We start from the raw sequence: 22,891 nt of genomic DNA, 5'->3' as shown, positions 1-22,891 counted from the left end.
AGCACGGTTTTGAATTGGAGTTGGGGAAGGCGACTTCCCTTTCGACCATAACCGTGCGAGACGTTTAGGAGTGAAATAGGGATGCAATGCCCGAAATAGCCTCCTAGTGGGACTTCCACCCCTTGGTGGAATATAAGGGACTCGTATCCTGACCATCCCATAACTGTTTATATGTCCCGACGCTTGGAGAAATCTGAGCAAGGCAGGGGACTCAAGGTCATAAACAAACTGAGAAATCAGGGAGTAGAGAGTAAAGGCGATAGCCACCCCCAATTTCAGGATACACGATTCTGGGATTGAAGCGGGGAACGGAAGGCGTGAGGTAGAACCTACTACCAAATGCGACCACTGCCAACCATCCATGACTAGGGAAACCGAATGTCTGGCTTGAACCATCGTAATGATTTAGCAGCGTAATAGGTTGCCACGCTGCGCTCAAAAGAGCAAGGGGAAAAGTAGGGTTTTGCATAAAACACCTACACAGACCTTTTTAAGTACCCCGGTGGAGAGGACAAGTCTAAAGATGGAATGCCCATATAAACGGAACGTTTAAACTCCTCATTGGTTCTCCTTATCAAAAAAGTGAGCAATATTACTCACAAGGAGTAGTGAAAAGTGTAAGCGTATAGTGCGAGACGTTCGGGTATGAAATAGGGCTGAAATGCCCGAAATAACTACCCGGTGAGGATTCCAGCTCCGAATCTGGATATAAGGAGACCTCTCCTGACCATCCTCATAACTGGTTATATGTCCCGACGCTTAGGGAACTAAGCAAGGCAGGGAACTCAAGGTCATAAACGAACTGAGAAATCAGGGAGTAGAGAGTAACGGCGATAGCCACCCCCAGTTTTGGAAATCATAACTCCAGGATTGAAGCGGGGAACGGAAGGCGTGAGGTAGAACCTACTACCAAGACGCGACCACTGCCAACCATCTATGATTAGCAAGACCGAATGTCCGACTTGAACCATCGTAATACACTAGCAGCGAAATAGGTTGACACGCTGCGCTCAAAAGGGGCAAGGGGAAAAGTAGGGGGTTCGTGCGACTACCTACACAGACCTTTAAAAGTACCCCGGCGGAGAGGACAAATCTAACGATGGAATGCCCATATAATCGGAACGTTGTAACCCCTCTAATGCTCTGCCTATAAACCAGTGAGTAATGCTATTCACAAGGCAGTAGTGAAAAATGTAAGCGCATGCTTAGAGGGTGAAGGATGTGACCAGAAGCTAAAGCCCAATTGTCATGGTGGGGATATGCCCACAGGTCACGGTGGGGATATAGATACTGCGGTCAGTAAGAGTATAATGGCGAGGACGAGTTTAAAGACTACGTGGTGCATATAGCTCTGAACATCGAAGTAGAAAGCAGGTCTCTTGATTCTGCTCCTTTGACAAATAGGGTATCCACACCAGGAGCCGTGTGATGGGAAACTATCAAGCACGGTTCTGAATGGGAGAGGGTGAAGGTGACTTCACTCTCGACCCCTAACCCATTGAGGGGAAAGGATGTGACTGAAAGCCAATGCCTAATTGTAATGATTAGGATATGCCCACTAGTCACGGTGTAGATATAGAGACTGCGACAAGTAGGAGTAATATGACGAGAGCGAGTTTAAAGACTACGAGTTGTATGCCAAGCTCCCAAAGTTGGAATCATAAAGCGGGGGTTCGTAACCCTGTTCCTAGTGACAAAAAGGGTATCTACATTAGGAGCCGTATGAGGTGAAAGTCTCAAGTACGGTTTGGAAGTGGAGTTGGGGAAGGTGACTTCCCTTTCGACCATAACCAATCAAAGCTTTCCGGACAAAACTCAAACTCAATGACCGTCATCGCACCTTGATGGCCAAACACGCGGGGTATGCTCGGTTCGTGTTTAATTGGGGATTACACTTATGGAGGTCAGCTTATGAAGAGGGACTCAAGCCTAATATAAACTCCATTAAAAAGGTTTTTACTAATTATGTGAAACCTCAATATCCTTGGATGTCCGAATTGTCTTCTAAAGTTGATCAATATGCCTTCATTAATCTAGGGGATGCCTTTAAGCGCTTCTTCAAGGGAATAAGCAGTTATCCTAAATTTAAGAAGAAAGGCCACCATGATAGTTTTACGCTTGACAATTCCGGACAGCCATTCAATCTGTCAGGAACTCGCCATAAGCTGCCTTTTGTGGGCTGGGTTTCTACATTTGAGGCACAACCCGAAAGTTGGGTTAAGAAAGTCACTATAGCCCGCCAAGCAGGGGACTGGTATATGAGCTTTTTCGTAGAAATCACACCAGAAATTACACCGAAATATCGAGAGAGAATCGGGGTAGACCTAGGAATTAACAATTGGGCGACTTGCTCCGATGGGACCCAATTCTCTAATCCCAAGGCTTATAAAGCAGCGACCAAAAAACTAGCCAGATTACAACGTCATTTAAGTCGCAAAGTCAAAGGCTCAAAAAATCGGGCCAAATGTCTCTTAAAAGTTAAAAAGCTACATCAAAGAGTCGCTAATATTCGCCGTGACACCATTCATAAAATCACTACTTTTTTGGCTAAAAACCACAGCCAAGTAGTCATTGAAGATTTGAATGTGTCAGGTATGCTGAAAAATCATGGTTTGGCGGGTTCTATCGCTGATGCTTCATTTTATGAGTTCCGTCGGCAACTAGGTGACAAGGCAGAACGTTATGGTTCAAAGTTGATTATTGCCGATAGATTTTATCCATCCAGTCAACTGTGTTCTAATTGCGGTTATCGTCAAAAAATGCCCCTAGTCCGTCGGACTTTTGAATGTCCAAACTGTGGCCTGAAGATTGATAGAGATTTGAACGCCAGTATAAATTTAGAAAAATTGCCGGGTTTCGACGATTACACTTGTGGACGGGGTGCTGCCGACAGTCCCGGACGAAGCCAGAAATAAACATCAATATCCGGCTATGTCCGGTTTTGTTTAAGTTTTATAGAGCAGACATAGATATTTTATATTTGCAATTTACACTGATGACCCTAGCCCGGATGCAAGGGTATTTATGATCGAACAAGCTGGCATTCTCGCCACGAAAATTGCTACCAGTGTGATCTAGTATATCAAAAAGTAGTGAAAAGGGGGTTGACACGGCGGCGCTAGTCGGCTATGATAGGAGTATATCACATAATTAGATGTGAGCCAAAATAATATTTTCGCAACTATCGCAATTATCTTATACTGTAGCACGGACTCCCTGAAAAAGATAGGGTTTTCTGAAAAAAAAGCGCGGGGGCGCGCCCAGAAAATTTTTTTTTGCCACCTAGGTTTACTTTTCCGAAATTCCCGGCTGGGGAAAAATGCGATCGCCTCTATGGAAAGCCAACTATAAATCAATGGCAAAACGTTCACCCGCCTGCGGATTAAGCACGCGAGTTTTCAGGTTATTGCGAGCGATGAGAGAGCGAAAATCTTCTAGGTTTCCGACTACCTTTAAAGCCGCAACTAATAATCCCTCATAGGAGACATCACCAGCGGCGGCGGTTGGTAATATCACCTGTGGCTGTACCATTTTGGTTAACTCTAGGGCGGATTTTGTGCCACGAATAATGGGACCTATCAAGGGTAAAGCCAAATCCATAATAGGAGTAATTACGACATCAATGGGAGCCAATTCTTTCAAAGTGGGGGAATGATAGCCGTGGGGTTCATAATAGAGACTGTGGTGAGTAGTAGTATCAGAGATAACATAGCCATTTTCCACCAAAGTCGGACCAATAGGGGAACCGGGAACCGCCCTAATTTCGAGGCTCGCGCCCAGTTGAAAAGTCTCCCCATGATTCAAAGAATGAACCTGAGTATAACCCAATTCTCGCACCACCTTAGCCGCATTAGGGGAAGCGACGACGGGAATATTTTTATCGAGTATTTTTAAGGTAGGAATATGAGCATGATCTTCCAACCCCTGAGACAGAAGGATAGCATCAATGCGTTCGGGAATGGGGCGAGTTTTCTGTTTTTCCCCTTTAAATAACCAGGGTAAATTACCAAACACCAAAGACCCCACCAACCAAGGGTCAACCAGGATAGACTTACCAGCCATCTCCACTAACCAAGAGTTACTGTCCAACCAAGTTAGATACATAAGGTATAATTGCAGATTACATCAAGATTATATTGTGACACCAATCAGAGTTGGAAGGGTGTCGAGTCCTAGGAAGAAGTAGGAAGAAGTAGGGGGGGTCGGGGAGAATGACGGAAAACGGGAATACTCCTCCCCCCCAACGGACACGCAGGAAAAACCAGTTAAACCTAGTGGATTAACTCGATCGCTCTTTTAGTCAAAGTCTCAGCAGTCAAGCCATTAAAAGCCATCAACTGACCCGCACTAGAAGTAGTTTCTCCCCGTTTCCATGCGAAAGTATCGCGGCGGACACTACTACGCAACATAATCGGTTCCAGCATCAAACTAGCGCCGCCTGTCACCCCAATCAAAGCATCCCCACCAAACAAATTATCGAAGAGTTCATCACTGATAAAATCGCCATCAGGTTCGGAACAAGTATCCCAAGCGACATCAGTAGGACGATACAAACGGCGGGGGTTAATCACGGAGACAATGCGAGTACCAATTCCCTCGGTTTCCAGGTAAGCCGCCGCCTCAAAAACGGGGATTAAAGTCATATCTCCAATGACAGCAAAAACGACAGTTTTATCACCTTTGACTTCTTCCAAAATCACGGCTCCATCTCGCAAGCCTTGGCGGGTTTGTTCAAAGGTAGTACGAATCGGTAAAGGTGACTTACTAGCAGTAATAGTAATGCCCTTATTTTTAGTATTGAGTGCCCATTGATAACAGACCTGGATACTATTGGCATCTGGGGGAAACAGAGCGAAAACATTACCGTTGCGTAACATAGCGGCAAAATAAGCCTCAATTTCCGGGCGTTGGTGAGTCCAGCCGTTGCGTCCCTGTTCCAAAGCGCCGGCGGTAAATAAGGTAATGGTGGAGGGGGTGAGGTGGCGCAACTCAGCCATAGCCTGGGTGACAGTTTGCCAAATCGGTAAACCATTAATAGCAAAAGACTCGTAGGAACACCACAGAGTCCGTGCGCCCATTAAGGCTAAACCTGCAGCCATTCCGGCGCAAGCGTCTTCACTGAGTGGCTCATAAACCTGTCCATTGGGTCCCTGGAAATAGGTATCATCAGGGGTAGGGTGAATAATTTTCAGGGCTTGGTTAATGTTGTTAATACCGGAAGCGGCGTTACCATCGGCGTTGGTGACGAGAAAATGGGGGTCTTTTTGGCCAACATGACCAACGATCGCCCCCATAGCGGTAGTTGCGACTTTCGGATCACCGCCGACTGTATATTCTTCTAAGGGGAGTGTACCCAAATCGGCGATCGGGTACTCAAACTCAGTTACGACTGTCTTAGAAGCGGGACCACCGCCTGCTCGTTCAATGTTTTTACGCACCAACTCCCAAGCGGCTACTGGTAGCGATCGCTCCTGGAGGGCCTTAATAATATGGGGACTGTCGAGGGTATCTCCGGGATAGAGATTATGGGATTTCGCACCCCGGGCATGAACACCGGCCCCTTTGAGTTGTTTAATAATAAATACGGTCAATGTACCATTTAGGGCGGATTTTGCGGCTTTGTCTACTGTTTCCATCACCGCCTGGGTGAAAGCCATGCGCCGATCAATGGAAAAAGCGGTACTATCAACATAATCTCCGGGTTGGTTTTGGTCGTCGAAGTCTTTAGCATCGACTAGCAAGACTTCTTTGAAGCCGTTACCTTTCCAATAGGCGATCATTTCCTCATTAGTTTTAGTGGAGACCATGCTGTGATGTTCCTGGCTGTAGCCATTCCAAACTAATATGGGCAGGAAGTTGGTTACATTAGGATAGGCTGTGTTAAAATGCGCCATGCTGCTCATGGGGTAAGGCTCTCCCATACCACCATCACCTAGGGTGAAGGGGAAGAGTTTGTCCCTGTGTAAGAGGGCGGCGGCCATGGCGAAATGCTGACCTTGTCCTAGGGGTCCGGCGGGGTTCAGTAGACCGGGAATATAACCGGAAAGATGCCCCAGCAGTCCGTGCATTTCCCGGAAGCGATCGCGCAGTTGTTGCACGGTGTAGATTTCCATGTCTTCTAAGGAGCGATCGAGGAAAACCGCGCTATAGAAGCCTGGCGCATGGTGTCCCACTTCCGTAATAATATTTTTATAACCCAGCATGACTAAGGCTGCATAGGCTTCCGCTTGGCTGGCGAAACCCCCTGGGTGTCCTGATGCTTTACTACCTGTTACCTGTAGAATTAAGTACCGCAGCGCGTCCGCGTACAGCAGGGTTTGATATACTGCTACGGGGTCTTTAGGGTCGGAAATAGCCACTTTCCCCTCAGCTATGGCTGGCTTCTGACCGTAAGTTTCTAATCTGGGGAATGTTTCGCTAAAATACTGGATGCCCTGACAAAATTCGGGAATGGCGGAAACGGGTTTTGATGTGGTTGCGGTCATGCTTTATACCTAATTGTCTTTCCGGTTTTGATTAATATGGTAATTTATTTTACCGAACAATTGGGCGAATTTCTCCGGCTAAAGGCGGTGGGTCAGATGAACAAAATTGGCCGTTGACCCGATAGGTTATCCCTGTGACGCGCCCTACGAGGGTGATAATTATTAATTGTAGAGGCGGGTTCTGCTGTTAGTTCTCCCACCCCACCGTTTGCTTAGAAACCCGGTTTCTTGACCACGATAGGGGCGGTGCGTCAGATGAACAAAATTGGCCGTTGACCCGATAGGTTATCCCTGTGACGCACCCTACGAGGGTGATAATTATAGCACAAAACAGGAAAGTTAGGACGTATAATGGAGAGGACGAGATGACTAAGAAGACCAAAAATGCCAGCCCCCTATAGTTACGACCTCAGACAAAAAGTTATTGATGCCATTGAACTAGACGGTATGCCCAAAACAGAAGCCAGTCAAGTTTTCCATGTCAGCCGGAACACCATTAATCTCTGGCTGCAAAGAAAAGCACAGACCGGAGACTTCCTCCCTAAACCTCATCACCGACCTGGCAATAACCACAAAATTACCGACTGGCAAAAATTCAAGGCTTTTGCCCAAGAGCATGGCGACAAAACAGCAGCTCAAATGGCTGAACTTTGGGATGACGACATCTCTCCTCGCACCATATCCAGAGCCTTGAAGAAAATTGGCTTCACCAGAAAAAAAAACTTACGGCTACCAAGAACGTTGGAAGCAACAGCGAGAGGAGTTTATGGCTCAGATTGAACAGATGGAGCCGGAAGAAGTGGTCTACCTCGATGAAGCCGGCATGAATAGTCAGGACTCGGATTACCCTTGTGGTTAGTGCGAAGAAGGAAAACGCTTCCATGCCCTCAAATCAGGGAAGAGGCAGGGCAGGGTGAGCTATATAGTCGCATGGTGTCATCCTAAGTACAGGACAAAAGTTGTAGAGCCTGGTGAAACCGCCCTGAAAACAAAGGCAGATTAGAGAAAGTGCGGCGTAGAAAATCGAAGCCAGTGCGGAAAAGACTCTGGGAGCATCGTCCGTGAGCCTTCAAAGGAATGGGTGAACCTTGGTGAATCCACAAACCCACCTTCATAGCCCAAGTAAAAGCCAGGCTAAGCAAAGCCAATAAACGGCTCAAGCGCTCAGGGTCCTTAAAGTGAGTCGATTCGAGACAGAAGCCCCGAGTCTTCAAGGCTCCGAAGAGGTTTTCAATACCCCAACGCCGAGCATAGTCGGGGAGGGCCGTTTCGGGGCAAGCGTTAGTGATGAGAATCAACAACTCCCCCGAATCAGCCAGACGAGAGCCAATGACGTAAACCTGCCGTCCCCAAACCCAACGGCGACCCGAAAGCTGGCGAAATTCTCCGGGTCGCAGAGAATCAAACATTCGTTCGCCGCTACGCCGAGTTCCTCCTAACTTAGGACTAATCAGCTCGCTGTGGCGGATGCGTAGGCGGAAAGGAACCTCGGGGTCGATGAGAAGATACGAGAGCCAATCTCGCCCCACAAATTCCCGGTCAGCGGTCAGACAAGCCACCTCCACGTCAGGAAATAGTGCCTCGAAGCGGTCGAATAAGTCCATGCGTTCGCCACTGTTGCTATTACCCTTTTTGTCAAGCATCGTCCACAGCAGGGGAAAGGCAATCCCCTCGTGGACGACTGCCAACATCAAGATGTTGAAATGGGTTTGACCGAAAGACCAACAGGTGCGGTCGAGACTAAGAGTCCAAGGTTGGGGAATGTCAATGAGGCTAACGACGAAACGGGCAATCTCTGCCCGGTCAAATTTGAATTGCCGAAAAAAACGTTGTAATCGCTGGTAATTTGAGGAAATTTGCACAGGATTTGCGAATACAGTCGCTATTTCCATCAGATTAACCGTCTTTGTTTGGAATAGCGCCATCAGGAACAGGCAGACAAAGTTTAATCTCGCCCCGTGCCAGGGCAAGTGAGGGCGCAAAGTGTCTCGTAATCGGTTAAGCTCGTTCATGAGAGGGAAGTTTGGTTTGTGGTAATTCCGATCTAACCCTCTCACCCCAACTTGGCGCTACCCCCCCACCCCTCGACTTTCACCTCAGCCCGGAGCGCCCCCTTCAGAATTTTCGGCTAGATTCCCTTTTGGCTAAGACTTTCAGCTTTTTTGTCCTGTACTGAGGGTGTCATCAACAACTCTTAGTCCCCTTTAGCTTTGAGGGTTGTTGTAATCGGACAGTGTTTGAGTTGTGGTTGGAGTTCATCTTAATTCCAACACTGAAGCCAGGTCAGACTCTAGTGCTAGACAATGCAACGTTTCATAAAGGGGGACGGATTCCTGAGCTAGTGGAGGCGGCTCAATGCCGTTTGCTCTATCTACCACCTTATTCGCCAGACCTCAACAAGATAGAGAAATGTTGTTCGTGGTTGAAAGCCCGCATTCGCCATTGTATTGAGCAGTTTGATTCTCTCCATGATGCCATGGATTCCGTTCTCCAAGCTGCGTCCTAACCACCTTGACTAATGCTATAGTTATGGGATGGTCAGGGCGCACTCCTTATATTCTACCAAGGGGTAGAAGTCCCACTAGGAGGTTATTTCAGGCATTGCAGCTCTATTTCACTCCTAAACGTCTCGCACAAAGGGGTTATTGTATAGCACAAGACAGGAAAGTTAGGACGTATAATGGAGAGGACGAGATGACTAAGAAGACCCAAAATGCCAGCCCCCTATAGTTACGACCTCAGACAAAAAGTTATTGATGCAATTGAACTAGACGGTATGCCCAAAACAGAAGCCAGTCAAGTTTTCCATGTCAGCCGGAACACCATTAATCTCTGGCTGCAAAGAAAAGCACAGACCGGAGACTTCCTCCCTAAACCTAATCACCCACCTGGCAATAACCACAAAATTACCGACTGGCAAAAATTCAAGGCTTTTGCCCAAGAGCATGGCGACAAAACAGCAGCTCAAATGGCTGAACTTTGGGATGACGACATCTCTCCTCGCACCATATCCAGAGCCTTGAAGAAAATTGGCTTCACCAGAAAAAAAACTTACGGCTACCAAGAACGTTGGAAGCAACAGCGAGAGGAGTTTATGGCTCAGATTGAACAGATGGAGCCACAAGAAGTGGTCTACCTCGATGAAGCCGGCATGAATAGTCAGGACTCGGATTACCCTTATGGTTACTGCGAGGAAGGAAAACGCTTCCATGCCCTCAAATCAGGGAAGAGGCAGGACAGGGTGAGCTATATAGCCGCATGGTGTCATCAACAACTCTTAGCCCCCTTTAGCTTTGAGGGTTGTTGTAATCGGACAGTGTTTGAGTTGTGGTTGGAGTTCATCTTAATTCCAACACTGAAGCCAGGTCAGACTCTAGTGCTAGACAATGCAACGTTTCATAAAGGGGGACGGATTCCTGAGCTAGTGGAGGCGGCTCAATGCCGTTTGCTCTATCTACCACCTTATTCGCCAGACCTCAACAAGATAGAGAAATGTTGGTCGTGGTTGAAAGCCCGCATTCGCCATTGTATTGAGCAGTTTGATTCTCTCCATGATGCCATGGATTCCGTTCTCAAGGCTGCGTCCTAACCACCTTGACTAATGCTATAGCACAAGACAGAACACTTAGGACGTATAATGGAGAGGACGAGATGACTAAGAAGACCCAAAATGCCAGCCCCCTATAGTTACGACCTCAGACAAAAAGTTATTGATGCCATTGAACTAGACGGTATGCCCAAAACAGAAGCCAGTCAAGTTTTCCATGTCAGCAGGAACACCATTAATCTCTGGCTGCAAAGAAAAGCACAGACCGGAGACTTCCTCCCTAAACCTCATCACCGACCTGGCAATAACCACAAAATTACCGACTGGCAGAAATTCAAGGCTTTTGCCCAAGAGCATGGCCACAAAACCTCCGCTCAAATGGCTGAACTTTGGGATGACGACATCTCTCCTCGCACCATATCCAGAGCCTTGAAGAAAATTGGCTTCACCAGAAAAAAAACTTACGGCTACCAAGAACGTTGGAAGCAACAGCGAGAGGAGTTTATGGCTCAGATTGAACAGATGGAGCCGGAAGAAGTGGTCTACCTCGATGAAGCCGCCATGAATAGTCAGGACTCGGATTACCCTTATGGTTACTGCGAGGAAGGAAAACGCTTCCATGCACTCAAATCAGGGAAGAGGCAGGGCAGGGTAAGTATGATAGCCGCATGGTGTCATCAACAACTCTTAGCTCCCTTTAGCTTTGAGGGTTGTTGTAATCGGACAGTGTTTGAGTTGTGGTTGGAGTTCATCTTAATTCCAACATTGAAGCCAGGTCAGACTCTAGTATTGGACAATGCAACGTTTCATAAAGGGGGGCGGATTGCTGAACTGGTGGAGGCAGCTCAATGCCGTTTACTCTATCTACCACCTTATTCGCCAGACCTCAAGAAGATAGAGAAATGTTGGTCGTGGCTGAAAGCCCGTATTCGCCACTGCATTGAGCAGTTTGATTCTCTCCATGATGCCATGGATTCCGTTCTCAAAGCTGCGTCCTAACCACCTTGACTAATGCTATAGTACAAACAAACTCCTACTTTTCCCCATGTTCTTTTGAACGCAGCGTATCAACCTATTTCGCTACTCACTCATTACGATGGTTCAAGCCGGACATTCGGTTTCCCTAATCATGGATGGTTGGCAGTGGTCGCATCTGGTAGTAGGTTCTACTTCACGCCTTCCGTTCCCCGCTTCAATCCTGGGGTTGTGATTCCCAAAATTGGGGGTGGCTATCGCCTTTACTCTCTACTCCCTGATTTCTCAGTTTGTTTATGACCTTGAGTTCCCTGCCTTGCTTAGATTTCTCCAAGCGTCGGGACATATAAACAGTTATGGGGATGGTCAGGAGTGCGCTCCTTATATTCAACCGAGGGGTTGAAATCCCCACCAGGCGGTTATTTCAGGTATTGCAACCTTATTTCATGCCTGAACGTCTCGCACGTGTATTTTGAGTGTAACGGTACGACTATCGGGTTAAAGCAATTCCCGCGATAGTAGTCAGGATAAGGGTTTAAGTTAAATCGGGATGACAGGATTTGAACCTGCGACATCCTGCTCCCAAAGCAGGCGCGCTACCAAGCTGCGCTACATCCCGTTGTACTCAAACCTCTCCATTATAGATCAGCTTGACACCTATATGTCAATAGGCATTGGATGATATCAGCAATTCTCATTTGAGAAAAAAGCGACTCAAGGACGGAAAATGGGGTACTGTAAGGACATCCAAGAGCCAATAGGGTCAGAGCCGTTGGAAAAACATGAGTTGTTTGACACAATCGTCAGTTCTTTTCGCCAGCGTTTGTCCTCGTTACCGGACAAGCCTACTGGTAAGAATAGCCACTATGGGATGGAAGACGCAGCCAATCGCGCGTTTAGTGTGTTCTTCACTCAAACCCCATCATTCCTTGCCTATCAACGCACGATGGAAGGCAACAAAGGCAAGAGCAATGCTCAAAGCTTGTTTGGGGTTCATCAAATTCCCGGCGACAACCACATCCGGGATTTTTGGGCGACAGTGTCACCAGACCACATCTTTCCGGTCTTTGAGGATATCTTGCCGGTGCTCGAAGTCCAGGGGCAGTTGGTAAAATTCCGTTCTATTGTCAACAGTCTGTTAGTGGCGTTGGATGGGACTGAATATTTGAGTTCGGAGAAAATCCACTGCCCCCAGTGCTCGACACGCACCTATAAGTCTGGGGCAACCCATTACTTCCATGGGGTGGTGACTGCGGTCATCGTTTGTCCAGGACAAAAGCATCTGATTCCCTTGGTTCCTGAATTTATCGTGCCCCAAGATGGTCATGACAAGCAGGACTGTGAGACGGCGGCAGCCAAACGGTGATTATCGCGGCAAGGGGAACGTATCATTAGATGGAACGTTACGGTCTTAGGGGATGACCTGTATTGTCACCAACCCTTGTGTGAGCAATTTCTAAAGCACCAACTCAACTTCATCCTCGTCTGTCGTCAGGAGTCCCACACCACCCTCCATGAACACCTTGATGGCATTGAGCTACCCACAGTCACAACCCTTGGTTGGACCGGGAAAGTCGAGGAAACCTATACCTACCGCTATCTCAACGCCGTGCCGCTCAGAGACAGTGATGATGCCCTGTTGGTCAACTGGTGCGAACTCACCGTCACCACTGCCGATGGCCAGGTGAGCTATCACAATGCCTTTGCTACGAATTATCCCCTCAGTGAGGAAAATGTCGCAGAAGTCGTGCTGGCAGGGCGAACCCGGTGGAAGGTGGAAAATGAAAACCACAACACCCTCAAGACCAAGGGCTACAATCTGGAACACAATTTCGGCCATGGTAAGCAGCATCTTTCCTCTTTACTGGCAACCCTTAATATCCTCTCTCTGCTCTTCCATACCTTCCTCGAACTGAGTAGGGGTCGAGAGAGATGTCGCCATCTCCCCCTCCCATACAAAACCGTACGTGAGACTTTCACCTCATACGGCTCCTAGCCTGACTGTGTTATGGTCGAAAGAGAAGTCACCTTCCCCAACTCCAATTCCAAACCGTGCTTGCGAGTTTCCCAGCACACGGCTCCTGATGTATAGCACAAGACAGAACACTTAGGACGTATAATGGAGAGGACGAGATGACTAAGAAGACCAAAAATGCCAGCCCCCTATAGTTACGACCTCAGACAAAAAGTTATTGATGCCATTGAACTAGACGGTATGCCCAAAACAGAAGCCAGTCAAGTTTTCCATGTCAGCAGGAACACCATTAATCTCTGGCTGCAAAGAAAAGCACAGACCGGAGACTTCCTCCCTAAACCTCATCACCGACCTGGCAATAACCACAAAATTACCGACTGGCAGAAATTCAAGGCTTTTGCCCAAGAGCATGGCCACAAAACCTCCGCTCAAATGGCTGAACTTTGGGATGACGACATCTCTCCTCGCACCATATCCAGAGCCTTGAAGAAAATTGGCTTCACCAGAAAAAAAACTTACGGCTACCAAGAACGTGATGAGCAACAGCGAGAGGAGTTTATGGCTCAGATTGAACAGATGGAGCCGGAAGAAGTGGTCTACCTCGATGAAGCTGGCATGAATAGTCAAGACTCGGATTATCCTTATGGTTACTGCGAGGAAGGAAAACGCTTCCATGCCCTCAAATCAGGGAAGAGGCAGGGCAGGGTAAGCTATATAGCCGCATGGTGTCATCAACAACTCTTAGCTCCCTTTACCTTTGAGGGTTGTTGTAATCGGACAGTGTTTGAGTTGTGGTTGGAGTTCATCTTAATTCCAACATTGAAGCCAGGTCAGACTCTAGTATTGGACAATGCAACGTTTCATAAAGGGGGGCGGATTGCTGAACTGGTGGAGGCAGCTCAATGCCGTTTACCTGAGAGGGTGACAACGGAGGTCAAACCCAGACAGGGCAATTGTTTGAGATAATGGAGATATCGTCAAAAAGCGGGTGGCCTTGGGAGCCACCCTGACAAAAAATGCTAAGGACATTATACCAAAAACTATTACGAATCAATTTGAGCGAGAGTCAAGCACAGACGTTAGAACTCTTAGTGTTGATGCTTCAAAGTTATCGGCAAGTCAGATTATCAACCCTCGCCAACGTTTTTCCACAACCCATTCAATACAGTAGTCGCCTCCGAAATATCCAACGATTTCTGAAACTCCCCCAACTTTCGGCTAAGTTGCTGTGGTTCCCAATAATCAAGGCCGCTCTCAAATCTGAATTTAGAGAAAAACATTTAAATAGAGAGCAACGGAGAAAGCGCTCAAAATTCAGATTGAAAACCAAAAACTATGTAGCGGTTGCTCTCGACCGCACTCAATGGAGAGACCGAAATCTCCTGATGGTCACGATAATTTGGGGACATCATGCTTTACCAATATATTGGGAGCTACTCCCAAAGTTAGGCAGTAGCTCTTTCCGGGAACAGAAACGGGTATTAGGGCCGGTGTTGGCTCTTTTAAAACCTTATCCGGTTGTAGTGATAGGAGACCGTGAGTTTCATAGTGCTCAACTCGCGGACTGGCTCAGAGTAAGGGGTGTAAATGTTGTATTTCGTCAGAAAAAGAGTGCTTTTGTAGCTACCTCATGCCAGCCAGGTAAGTCTTTAAAAACTCAAGGATTTAAGTCGGGCGAATCCCATTTTTTTAAAAATGTAACCTTGCAAAAATTTGCACCTATTCATGGATTTAACCTAGGAGTTTATTGGCAAAAAATTCACCGAGGAAAAAAGGTAAAAAAACCTTGGTATTTACTAACTACGCTTGATAACCCCAAGCTGGTTAAGCAACTTTATCAAGCGCGGTGGGGTATCGAAATGATGTTTAGAGATTGTCAAAGTGGGGGCTATAATATGGAATCTACTCGGGTGGATTCAACCCGATTTTTAGCCTTGGTTTTGTTGATTACTTTTGCTTATTGGCTGGCGACACTAGGAGGTCATGAGTGGGAAGCTAATCACTTAGTAGCTTACCTCGGTCGAAGCGAAAAAACTCCTAATAATTTTCCCCATCACAGTATTTTTGGGCTCGGATTATCGGGTTATGCTTGGAGCCAGTCGCTAGTTTTCTGGCAAGAAGAGATGTTAGCATTAATGGCCCTCAAGCCTCATAAAGCTCAGAATTTTCGGCAAGGACTAAATGCTCTATCCCTTGTACAGCAATCAGTCTAGCTCTATTGTCACCCTCTCAGGCCGTTTACTCTATCTACCACCTTATTCGCCAGACCTCAACAAGATAGAGAAATGTTGGTCGTGGCTGAAAGCCCGTATTCGCCACTGCACGTGAGCAGTTTGATTCTCTCCATGATGCCATGGATTCCGTTCTCAAAGCTGCGTCCTAACCACCTTGACTAATGCTATATTAATTGTAGAGGCGGGTTCTGCTGTTAGTTCTCTCACCCCAACGTTTGCTTAGAAACCCGGTTTCTTTGATAAACCGGGTTTCTTGACCACGATAGGGGCGGTGCGTCAGATGAACAAAATTGGCCGTTGACCCGATAGGTTATCCCTGTGACGCACCCTACGAGGGTGATAATTATTAATTGTAGAGGCGGGTTCTGCTGTTAGTTCTCTCACCCCAACGTTTGCTTAGAAACCCGGTTTCTTTGATAAACCGGGTTTCTTGACCACGATAGGGGCGGTGCGTCAGATGAACAAAATTGGCCGTTGACCCGATAGGTTATCCCTGTGACGCACCCTACGAGGGTGATAATTATTAATTGTAGAGGCGGGTTCTGCTGTTAGTTCTCTCACCCCAACGTTTGCTTAGAAACCCGGTTTCTTTGATAAACCGGGTTTCTTGACCACGATAGGGGCGGTGCGTCAGATGAACAAAATTGCCGTTGACCCGATAGGTTATCCCTGTGACGCACCCTACGAGGGTGATAATTATTAATTGTAGAGGCGGGTTCTGCTGTTAGTTCTCTCACCCCAACGTTTGCTTAGAAACCCGGTTTCTTTGATAAACCGGGTTTCTTGACCACGATAGGGGCGGTGCGTCAGATGAACAAAATTGGCCGTTGACCCGATAGGTTATCCCTGTGACGCACCCTACGAGGGTGATAATTATTAATTGTAGAGGCGGGTTCTGCTGTTAGTTCTCTCACCCCAACGTTTGCTTAGAAACCCGGTTTCTTTGATAAACCGGGTTTCTTGACCACGATAGGGGCGGTGCGTCAGATGAACAAAATTGGCCGTTGACCCGATAGGTTATCCCTGTGACGCACCCTACGAGGGTGATAATTATTAATTGTAGAGGCGGGTTCTGCTGTTAGTTCTCTCACCCCAACGTTTGCTTAGAAACCCGGTTTCTTTGATAAACCGGGTTTCTTGACCACGATAGGGGCGGTGCGTCAGATGAACAAAATTGGCCGTTGACCCGATAGGTTATCCCTGTGACGCACCCTACGAGGGTGATAATTATTAATTGTAGAGGCGGGTTCTGCTGTTAGTTCTCTCACCCCACCGTTTGCTTAGAAACCCGGTTTCTTTGATAAACCGGGTTTCTTGACCACGATAGGGGCGGTGCGTCAGATGAACAAAATTGGCCGTTGACCCGATAGGTTATCCCTGTGACGCACCCTACGGCGGTGATAATTATTAATTATTAATTATTAATTATTAATTATTCATTGACGGGGTTTAGCTGTTAGCTGGTAGGGTTAGACCTATCGATAATCATTGATTGATGACAGATACAAATCAACTCACCCACCAATTGAGCAGTAATGGTATGATTATGTCGTCTCCCATCAAACCTTCTATCCACAGATGACGATTCACGCCACAGCTATAATTGAACCGGGTGCAACATTAGGCGAGAATGTAACAATTGGACCACTTAGCTATATTCAAGCGGGGGTGACAATTGGCGACCACTGCACGATCGCATCCCATGTTACCATTCTATGTGGAACTACCCTAGGCGATCGCACCCAAGTTCATGCCGGGGCGGTATTGGGGGACACACCCCAAGATTTAGCATTCTTAGACGAACCATCCTCAGTCAAAATAGGTAATAATTGTGTAATCCGTGAAGGTGTAACTATCCATCGCGGCACTAAGGCAGGTTCAATGACCCTGGTGGGTAATGATTGCCTATTGATGGCTAACTCCCATATAGGTCATAATGTGAAGGTAGGCGATCGCGTGATTATTGCCAATGGAGCCTTATTAGCTGGATATGCCCAAGTAGGCGATCGGGCTTTTATCAGCGGTAACTGTCTCATTCACCAGTTTACCAGAGTTGGGCGATTAGCCATGATGTCTGGCGGCTGTGCTATCCAAAAAGATGTTCCCCCCTTCTGTATCACCCGCAGCCTCAGCACTAATACCGTTATGGGTTTGAATGTGGTCGGACTGCGACGGTCTGGCTTCAACGAAGGACAGCGCCGGGAACTTCAGCAAGCCTTTAAAATCCTGTATAGGTCAAATCTCAATATTTCTCAAGCTCTGGAAAAACTAGAATCTGAGTTTACCTCAGAATTAGTCCGGGAATTGTGCGAATTTATCCGCACCTCCGAGAGAGGATTATGCAAATTTATTAAATAAAATTCAGTAATTGCGATAAAATAACAACTGGAGATTCTCGAGTTTCTAACATTTTGGACAGTAGGGCTATGCAATCAGCAGTCAATCCCCATCCCGAAAAGACCATGGACGAACCCCAAGCCGCTTTACCTGTGACAATTATTACCGGTTTTCTCGGTAGCGGTAAAACTACCCTTCTTAACTACATACTCTCCAACCAACAAGGCTTAAAAACGGCGGTTTTGGTTAATGAGTTTGGCGAAGTCGGAATTGATAACGAGTTAATTGTGGCTACCGACTCAGATAATACTATGGTAGAACTAAGCAATGGTTGTGTTTGTTGTACCATTAATGAAGATTTAGTGAACGCAGTTTACAAAGTCCTGGAACGCCCCGAAAAAGTCGATTATATCGTAGTTGAAACTACGGGTTTGGCTGACCCGCTACCGGTGGCTTTGACATTTCTGGGGACGGAATTAAGAGACATGACTCGCCTCGATTCCATTGTCACTATGGTAGACTGTGAAAACTTTAGTTTGGATTTGTTTAATAGCCAAGCGGCGGAGAGTCAAATCGCCTATGGGGATATTATTATCCTCAATAAAACTGATTTGGTAGATGAGGCTGATGTGGATCTGCTAGAAGTTCGCCTCCGAGACATGAAAAAAGATGCTCGAATCCTCAGAACTAAACGTTCTCAAGTTCCCCTTCCTTTGATTCTCAGTGTGGGTTTATTTGAGTCTGACAAGTATTTCCAACACAGGGAAGAATCAGACCATCATCACCATGACCATGACCATGAACACGAACATCATCACCACCATGACCATGACCATGACCATGACCATGAACACGAACATCATCACCACCATGACCATCATTCTAACCACCTAGAAAATGATGGGTTTACTTCGATTTCCTTTGAGAGCGATCGCCCCCTATCCCTGCGGAAATTCCAATATTTTTTAGACAATCAATTACCAGCTAATATATTTCGCGCTAAAGGAATTCTCTGGTTTGATGAAAGTCCGAAACGTCATATTTTCCACCTCAGCGGTAAGCGATTTTCCATTGATGATGATGAGTGGAAAGGTTCCCCAAAAACCCAACTGGTGTTAATTGGTCAAAACCTAGATAAACCCACCCTAAAATCTCAGGTTGAAAATTGTTTCTGTAAACCTTCCCCAACTCGCGGTCAAGGCTTTTCGAGGTAGTTAGATGGTAGTGGCAACCTTCTATGGTTGCCTACCCTCTCAGTCAAATTAAGCAATCAGTAACCTATGCGAGTTGTTATCCAAAGAGTTAAATCTTCACAGGTCACAGTTAATGGTCAAATTATTGGTAAAATTAATCAAGGACTAAATCTGCTGGTGGGTATTTCAGCGACGGATACAGAAGCAGAACTAGACTGGATGGCTAGAAAATGTCTGGATTTGCGATTATTTCCCGACCCGGATAATCATAGCGGACGTTGGGATAAATCCGTGCAAGATATTGGAGGAGAATTATTAGTTGTGAGTCAGTTTACCCTCTACGGAGATTGTCGCAAGGGCCGCCGTCCATCCTTTGAGCGTTCAGCGGCTCCAGAAGCTGCCGAAAAGTTATATCAGTTATTTATTGAAAAGCTCCGAATAAGTGGGTTAAAAGTCGCCACAGGTGAGTTTGGAGCGATGATGAATGTGTATATTGAAAATGATGGTCCTGTAACCCTGTTATTAGAACGGGAAGCTGATAACTAGATGATTCTCTCATAGTTGTTTCAAGTTTAACATAAGATTCTCTGTTTGAGCAAGTTCTCAGCAATGATGCTTTCCACTGGCTTAGAAAAATAGTAACCTTGTCCTTGGTCACAGCCTAAACTGCGAAGTTTAGCGAGTTGTTCGGCGGTTTCTATACCTTCCGCAACTACGCTAATTTGCAATTGATGAGCGAGGGTGATAATGGCATCAACAATTTGTAGGTTTTCGTTAGGTGTGCCAATACAAGTAATAAATGAACGGTCAATTTTTAAAGTGTTAACGGGAAACCTATGTAAATAACTTAGGGAGGAATAACCGGTGCCAAAGTCATCCAAACTCAAATGGATATTGCGATGAGTAAGCTGTTGTAAAAGTTGTCTAGCAGCTTCGGGATTTTCGACGATCGCCGTTTCGGTTATTTCCAGCTTTAGGTAACAACTTTGAAAGTTATTTTTAACCAGAATACGGTCGATTTCTTCAATCAAATAAGGCTGAGTAAACTGCTTAACTGACAAATTAACACTCATCCGAAACCCGTGAGTAATTAACCCTTTTTTTTGCCACTCATTTAACTGTTTAACCGCCTGGTCTAAAACCCATAAACCAATAGGAATAATTAACCCAGTATCTTCAGCTATGGGAATAAATTCGGCGGGGGAAATTATGCCATGTTCGGGATGATGCCAACGCAAAAGGGCCTCAAAGCCTATGACGGAGCCATCTGCGAGTTCAATAATAGGCTGATAGTTGAGGACAAAGTGATTATTTTCTATTGCTAATCGCAGTTCATTTTCTAGTTGAAATCTGCGATGAGCATCATCGTGCATTGTGCCATCAAAAACCCGATAGCAGCCGCGACCTTGACTTTTTGCCTTATACATAGCAATATCAGCATCCCGCAAGATTTGTTCGGGTTCTGTGTATTCTGATGTACCGATAACAATACCAATACTAGCCTCTAAAAACAAGTCTTGATCATCTAGTTGAAACGGCCAAGTTAAGGCTTTTTGTAGGCGTTTAGCAATATTGGTAACGGCTTGGGGACTCTCAATATTTTCCAGTAAAATTGTAAATTCATCTCCTCCAAATCTCGCCAAATTAGTGGGAGACATTTTTAAGGTTAATTGCAACCTTCTGGCTAAGGAAATTAAAAGGCGATCGCCAGTTAAATGTCCGAGGGAATCATTAACGACCTTAAAGCGATCGCAATCCAAAAATAACACCGCAAAGCGATAATCTGGATTTTGTTTAGTTTGGGATATCGCTTGCATCAATTTATCCATAAAAAACACACGATTAGGTAAACCCGTTAGTGCATCATGGGAAGCCATGTGTAGCAGCTTACTTTGTGTTTGTTGGTGATGAAGAATCTCCCTCTCTAAAAGACTATTCATTTTTTTTAACTCTTCATTAGCGGACTCTAGTTCTTCAGTTCGTTGTAGAACCCGCTGTTCCAGTTCAGAATTAAGGCGCTGAATTTGCTTCTGAGCCTGTTTGAGAGCAATCTGATTTTCAATGCGAGCAATAACCTCCTCAATATGAAAGGGTTTAGTAATATAATCAACCCCGCCGACCTCAAAGGCTTGAACCTTATCAAAAACCTCATTAAAAGCACTAATAAAAATTACCGGGATTCCCCGTGTGTTTGGTTCAGATTGCAGTTGTTTACAAACATCATAGCCACTGATTCCCGGCATATTAATATCCAGCAAAATCAAGTCTGGAGGACTAGCTTTTGCTCCCATTAGTACCATTTCCCCGCTAATTGCACGCCGGACTTGATGACCGCGTTCTTCTAACAAATTTGTCAAAAGATTAAGGGTTTCCAGAAAGTCATCAACTATTAATATATGACCAGGAATAATATTCACCTCATCAGATTTCATAACTTCAATGCCGATTGGGTCAAACTAAGAATCATATCAAACCGCACCCTTTCAACCAAATCAATTAAACTCTGCTTCAATGCCAGTTGGTCTTCGGAAATCTCTTCAAGAAGTTGTAGAACTAGCTTATCATCTAATTCAGTAGCTGCCTGGTGAAGTTGCACAACCCAGTCTGTTGGCATCACCATCAAACAATTCGCCTCTAAGGGCTGATGTTGAACCACACGCGTAGGTTGAGAGCTTATCTGTTTTTCATAAATATAGCGAACACCTAGATGTTTAGCCATTTTCTCAAACAAAATCTGTTCTTCAAAAGGTTTGCGGACAAAATCATCACATCCAGCGGAGAGGACAACTTCACGTTCTTCCTCAAAGGCGCTGGCGGTGAGAGCAATAATCACGGTGGCTTGACCCTTTAAATGGGATTTAATTCGTTTAGTGGCTTCGTAGCCGTCCATAACTGGCATTCGCATATCCATCCAAATTAGATGAGGTTCCCATTGATTCCAGATGGCGATCGCTTCTTGGCCGTTTTCAGCTTCCAGTACCTCAAACCCTACAGGAATGAGGAATTTAACCAAAAGCTGTTGGTTACTTTCGCGGTCATCGACCACCAAAATCCGATATTTCGGTTGATTCGGAGCCAAGGAAACAATCTTTTGAGCCAGGAGTTGACTGCTTGATATTTCTTCTGGGTATCCTAAATTTACCTTGATATTAAATTTAAACACACTACCGACCCCTCGTGTACTAGATACGGAAATATCACCCCCCATTAACTGGAAAAATTCCTGACTAATCGGTAAACCTAAGCCAGTTCCTTGCTGATATTTTCGGCCAGTTTCCGTCTGTATAAATGGCTCAAAAAGCTGGTCTATATCTTCGGGTGCAATACCGGGTCCGGTGTCTTCTACTGTGAACTGTAAAACCATCTCCGCTTCCTGTTGGTTATCAATTTGGCTAGGTGGGTCAATAACTTCGCTGTGGAGAGTCACAGAGCCACTTTCCGTAAACTTCACGGCATTTCCGATTAAGTTAATTAGCACTTGTCGCAGTTTCCTTTCATCAGTTTTGATATAATGGGGGAGAGTCTGCGATCGCACAAAAATTAATTTTAATCCCTCCGCTGCGGCTCTGATAGAGAACATCTCCTCTAAAGAATCTAGTAAACTCCACAGGTCAAAGTTATTCTGATTAAGGGAGATTTGACCAGCCTCAATTTTCGACATATCTAAGACATCATTAATTAGTTGCAGCAGATGTTACCCACTGCGTTGAATAATGCACAGATGCTCTCTAAAATTATTCGGGTTATGGTTATTTTCTAAGCTAATTTGGCGCAGCATCAGTTGAGTAAAACCAAGAATTGCATTTAATGGGGTTCGCAGTTCGTGGCTCATGTGAGCCAAAAATTGGCTCTTAGCTTGATTGGCAACTTCGGCGTTTTCCTTGGCTTTTCGGAGTTCTGCTGTCCGTTGTTCGACACGAATTTCTAGGGTTTCAAATAATTCTTGTAGCTGGCTGCTCATCTGGTTAAAAGTTTGGGATAATTTCTTGACCTCTCTGATTTTTTTAATATCGACTCGATGGTTGAATTCTCCATTGGCGATCGCTTCACTAGCTTTAATCAATTGTAAAATCGGTTCTGCGACCCAACGGGAAGTGTAAACACCAAGGAAAATTGCCACAATTAAAGTTAATAAACATAACAAC

17 protein-coding genes, 1 tRNA gene and 5 pseudogenes are annotated in these 22,891 nt (G+C 45.8%); 14 read left to right on the top strand and 9 right to left on the bottom strand.

Annotation, left to right across the window (positions count from 1 at the left end):
- Positions 1–217: 217 nt before the first annotated feature.
- Positions 218–439 (bottom strand): hypothetical protein, encoded by a 222-nt coding sequence (locus tag HFV01_RS08865; RefSeq protein WP_193520191.1) that lies wholly within the window; start codon positions 437–439, stop codon positions 218–220.
- A 352-nt stretch (positions 440–791) separates the two neighbouring features.
- Entirely contained in the window at positions 792–971 is a 180-nt protein-coding gene (locus HFV01_RS08860; RefSeq protein ID WP_006625930.1) for a hypothetical protein, read from the bottom strand.
- Between the two features lie 873 nt (positions 972–1,844).
- Between HFV01_RS08860 and HFV01_RS08855 the strand changes: the two genes are divergently transcribed.
- Both HFV01_RS08855 and HFV01_RS08850 read left to right on the top strand, forming a co-directional pair.
- Positions 1,845–2,915 (top strand): RNA-guided endonuclease InsQ/TnpB family protein, encoded by a 1,071-nt coding sequence (locus HFV01_RS08855; RefSeq protein WP_318286278.1) that lies wholly within the window; start codon positions 1,845–1,847, stop codon positions 2,913–2,915.
- Between the two features lie 241 nt (positions 2,916–3,156).
- Positions 3,157–3,351: a hypothetical protein gene (locus HFV01_RS08850; RefSeq protein WP_039932137.1), complete on the top strand. Its 195-nt coding sequence runs from the start codon at positions 3,157–3,159 to the stop codon at positions 3,349–3,351.
- Here HFV01_RS08850 and HFV01_RS08845 read toward each other — a convergent pair.
- Positions 3,346–4,104, bottom strand: a complete 759-nt coding sequence (locus tag HFV01_RS08845; protein ID WP_193521013.1) for an MBL fold metallo-hydrolase — start codon at positions 4,102–4,104, stop codon at positions 3,346–3,348. The genes HFV01_RS08850 and HFV01_RS08845 overlap by 6 nt on opposite strands.
- Positions 4,105–4,271: 167 nt before the next feature.
- The gene (locus tag HFV01_RS08840; protein ID WP_006668151.1) at positions 4,272–6,485 is read right to left on the bottom strand and encodes a phosphoketolase family protein; all 2,214 of its coding nucleotides are present in this window, start codon (positions 6,483–6,485) and stop codon (positions 4,272–4,274) included.
- Between the two features lie 384 nt (positions 6,486–6,869).
- Between HFV01_RS08840 and HFV01_RS08835 the strand changes: the two are divergent.
- Positions 6,870–7,425: pseudogene (locus HFV01_RS08835) on the top strand (IS630 transposase-related protein); the annotation flags it as partial.
- Position 7,426: 1 nt separating this feature from the next.
- Here the strand turns inward: HFV01_RS08835 and HFV01_RS08830 are convergent.
- Positions 7,427–8,497 (bottom strand): IS4-like element ISAtsp3 family transposase, encoded by a 1,071-nt coding sequence (locus HFV01_RS08830; RefSeq protein ID WP_006668148.1) that lies wholly within the window; start codon positions 8,495–8,497, stop codon positions 7,427–7,429.
- Between the two features lie 167 nt (positions 8,498–8,664).
- Between HFV01_RS08830 and HFV01_RS08825 the strand changes: the two are divergent.
- From HFV01_RS08825 to HFV01_RS08810, 4 genes and pseudogenes are all read left to right on the top strand, one after another.
- Positions 8,665–8,991, top strand: a pseudogene (locus tag HFV01_RS08825) (transposase); the annotation flags it as partial.
- A 207-nt stretch (positions 8,992–9,198) separates the two neighbouring features.
- Positions 9,199–10,074: an IS630 family transposase gene (locus HFV01_RS08820; RefSeq protein ID WP_193521012.1), complete on the top strand. Its 876-nt coding sequence runs from the start codon at positions 9,199–9,201 to the stop codon at positions 10,072–10,074.
- A gap of 81 nt (positions 10,075–10,155) precedes the next feature.
- The gene (locus HFV01_RS08815) at positions 10,156–11,031 is read left to right on the top strand and encodes an IS630 family transposase (protein WP_006668146.1); all 876 of its coding nucleotides are present in this window, start codon (positions 10,156–10,158) and stop codon (positions 11,029–11,031) included.
- A gap of 54 nt (positions 11,032–11,085) precedes the next feature.
- Positions 11,086–11,307: a hypothetical protein gene (locus HFV01_RS08810; protein WP_081593301.1), complete on the top strand. Its 222-nt coding sequence runs from the start codon at positions 11,086–11,088 to the stop codon at positions 11,305–11,307.
- Between the two features lie 245 nt (positions 11,308–11,552).
- On the opposite strand, the gene HFV01_RS08805 is transcribed toward HFV01_RS08810, so the two are convergent.
- Positions 11,553–11,626: transfer RNA gene (locus HFV01_RS08805), tRNA-Pro, on the bottom strand.
- Positions 11,627–11,806: 180 nt separating this feature from the next.
- Between HFV01_RS08805 and HFV01_RS08800 the strand changes: the two are divergent.
- The 7 genes and pseudogenes from HFV01_RS08800 (at position 11,807) to dtd (ending at position 19,292) form a co-directional block, all read left to right on the top strand.
- Positions 11,807–13,003, top strand: a pseudogene (locus HFV01_RS08800) (transposase).
- 156 nt (positions 13,004–13,159) lie between these two features.
- Positions 13,160–13,894: pseudogene (locus tag HFV01_RS08795) on the top strand (IS630 family transposase); the annotation flags it as partial.
- Positions 13,895–13,998: 104 nt separating this feature from the next.
- Positions 13,999–15,195 (top strand): IS4-like element ISAtsp5 family transposase, encoded by a 1,197-nt coding sequence (locus HFV01_RS08790; protein ID WP_006670966.1) that lies wholly within the window; start codon positions 13,999–14,001, stop codon positions 15,193–15,195.
- Between the two features lie 22 nt (positions 15,196–15,217).
- Positions 15,218–15,365 (top strand): annotated as a pseudogene (locus HFV01_RS30330) (transposase); the annotation flags it as partial.
- Positions 15,366–16,794: 1,429 nt separating this feature from the next.
- Positions 16,795–17,574 (top strand): acyl-ACP--UDP-N-acetylglucosamine O-acyltransferase, encoded by a 780-nt coding sequence (gene lpxA, locus HFV01_RS08780; protein WP_006624809.1) that lies wholly within the window; start codon positions 16,795–16,797, stop codon positions 17,572–17,574.
- Positions 17,575–17,642: 68 nt separating this feature from the next.
- Positions 17,643–18,767 carry a CobW family GTP-binding protein gene (locus tag HFV01_RS08775; protein WP_006624808.1) on the top strand — a complete coding sequence of 375 codons (1,125 nt, stop codon included), beginning with the start codon at positions 17,643–17,645 and terminating at the stop codon, positions 18,765–18,767.
- A 66-nt stretch (positions 18,768–18,833) separates the two neighbouring features.
- Positions 18,834–19,292, top strand: a complete 459-nt coding sequence (dtd, locus tag HFV01_RS08770) for a D-aminoacyl-tRNA deacylase (RefSeq protein WP_006624807.1) — start codon at positions 18,834–18,836, stop codon at positions 19,290–19,292.
- Positions 19,293–19,318: 26 nt separating this feature from the next.
- Here the strand turns inward: dtd and HFV01_RS08765 are convergent, their stop codons facing one another.
- The 3 genes from HFV01_RS08765 to HFV01_RS08755 are packed head-to-tail and all read right to left on the bottom strand — an operon-like array spanning position 19,319 to position 22,866.
- The gene (locus tag HFV01_RS08765) at positions 19,319–21,178 is read right to left on the bottom strand and encodes an EAL domain-containing response regulator (RefSeq protein ID WP_193521011.1); all 1,860 of its coding nucleotides are present in this window, start codon (positions 21,176–21,178) and stop codon (positions 19,319–19,321) included.
- Entirely contained in the window at positions 21,175–22,407 is a 1,233-nt protein-coding gene (locus tag HFV01_RS08760; protein ID WP_006624804.1) for an ATP-binding protein, read from the bottom strand. The genes HFV01_RS08765 and HFV01_RS08760 overlap by 4 nt, the downstream gene beginning before the upstream one ends.
- Before the next feature lie 33 nt (positions 22,408–22,440).
- The gene (locus HFV01_RS08755) at positions 22,441–22,866 is read right to left on the bottom strand and encodes a histidine kinase dimerization/phospho-acceptor domain-containing protein (RefSeq protein ID WP_157234541.1); all 426 of its coding nucleotides are present in this window, start codon (positions 22,864–22,866) and stop codon (positions 22,441–22,443) included.
- Positions 22,867–22,891: the final 25 nt, after the last annotated feature.

It is taken from the genome of Limnospira fusiformis SAG 85.79 (assembly GCF_012516315.1).
Lineage (GTDB): Bacteria > Cyanobacteriota > Cyanobacteriia > Cyanobacteriales > Microcoleaceae > Limnospira > Limnospira fusiformis.
Note: the sequence above shows the minus strand (reverse complement) of the source record. Positions and strands in the feature narration are given on the sequence as shown.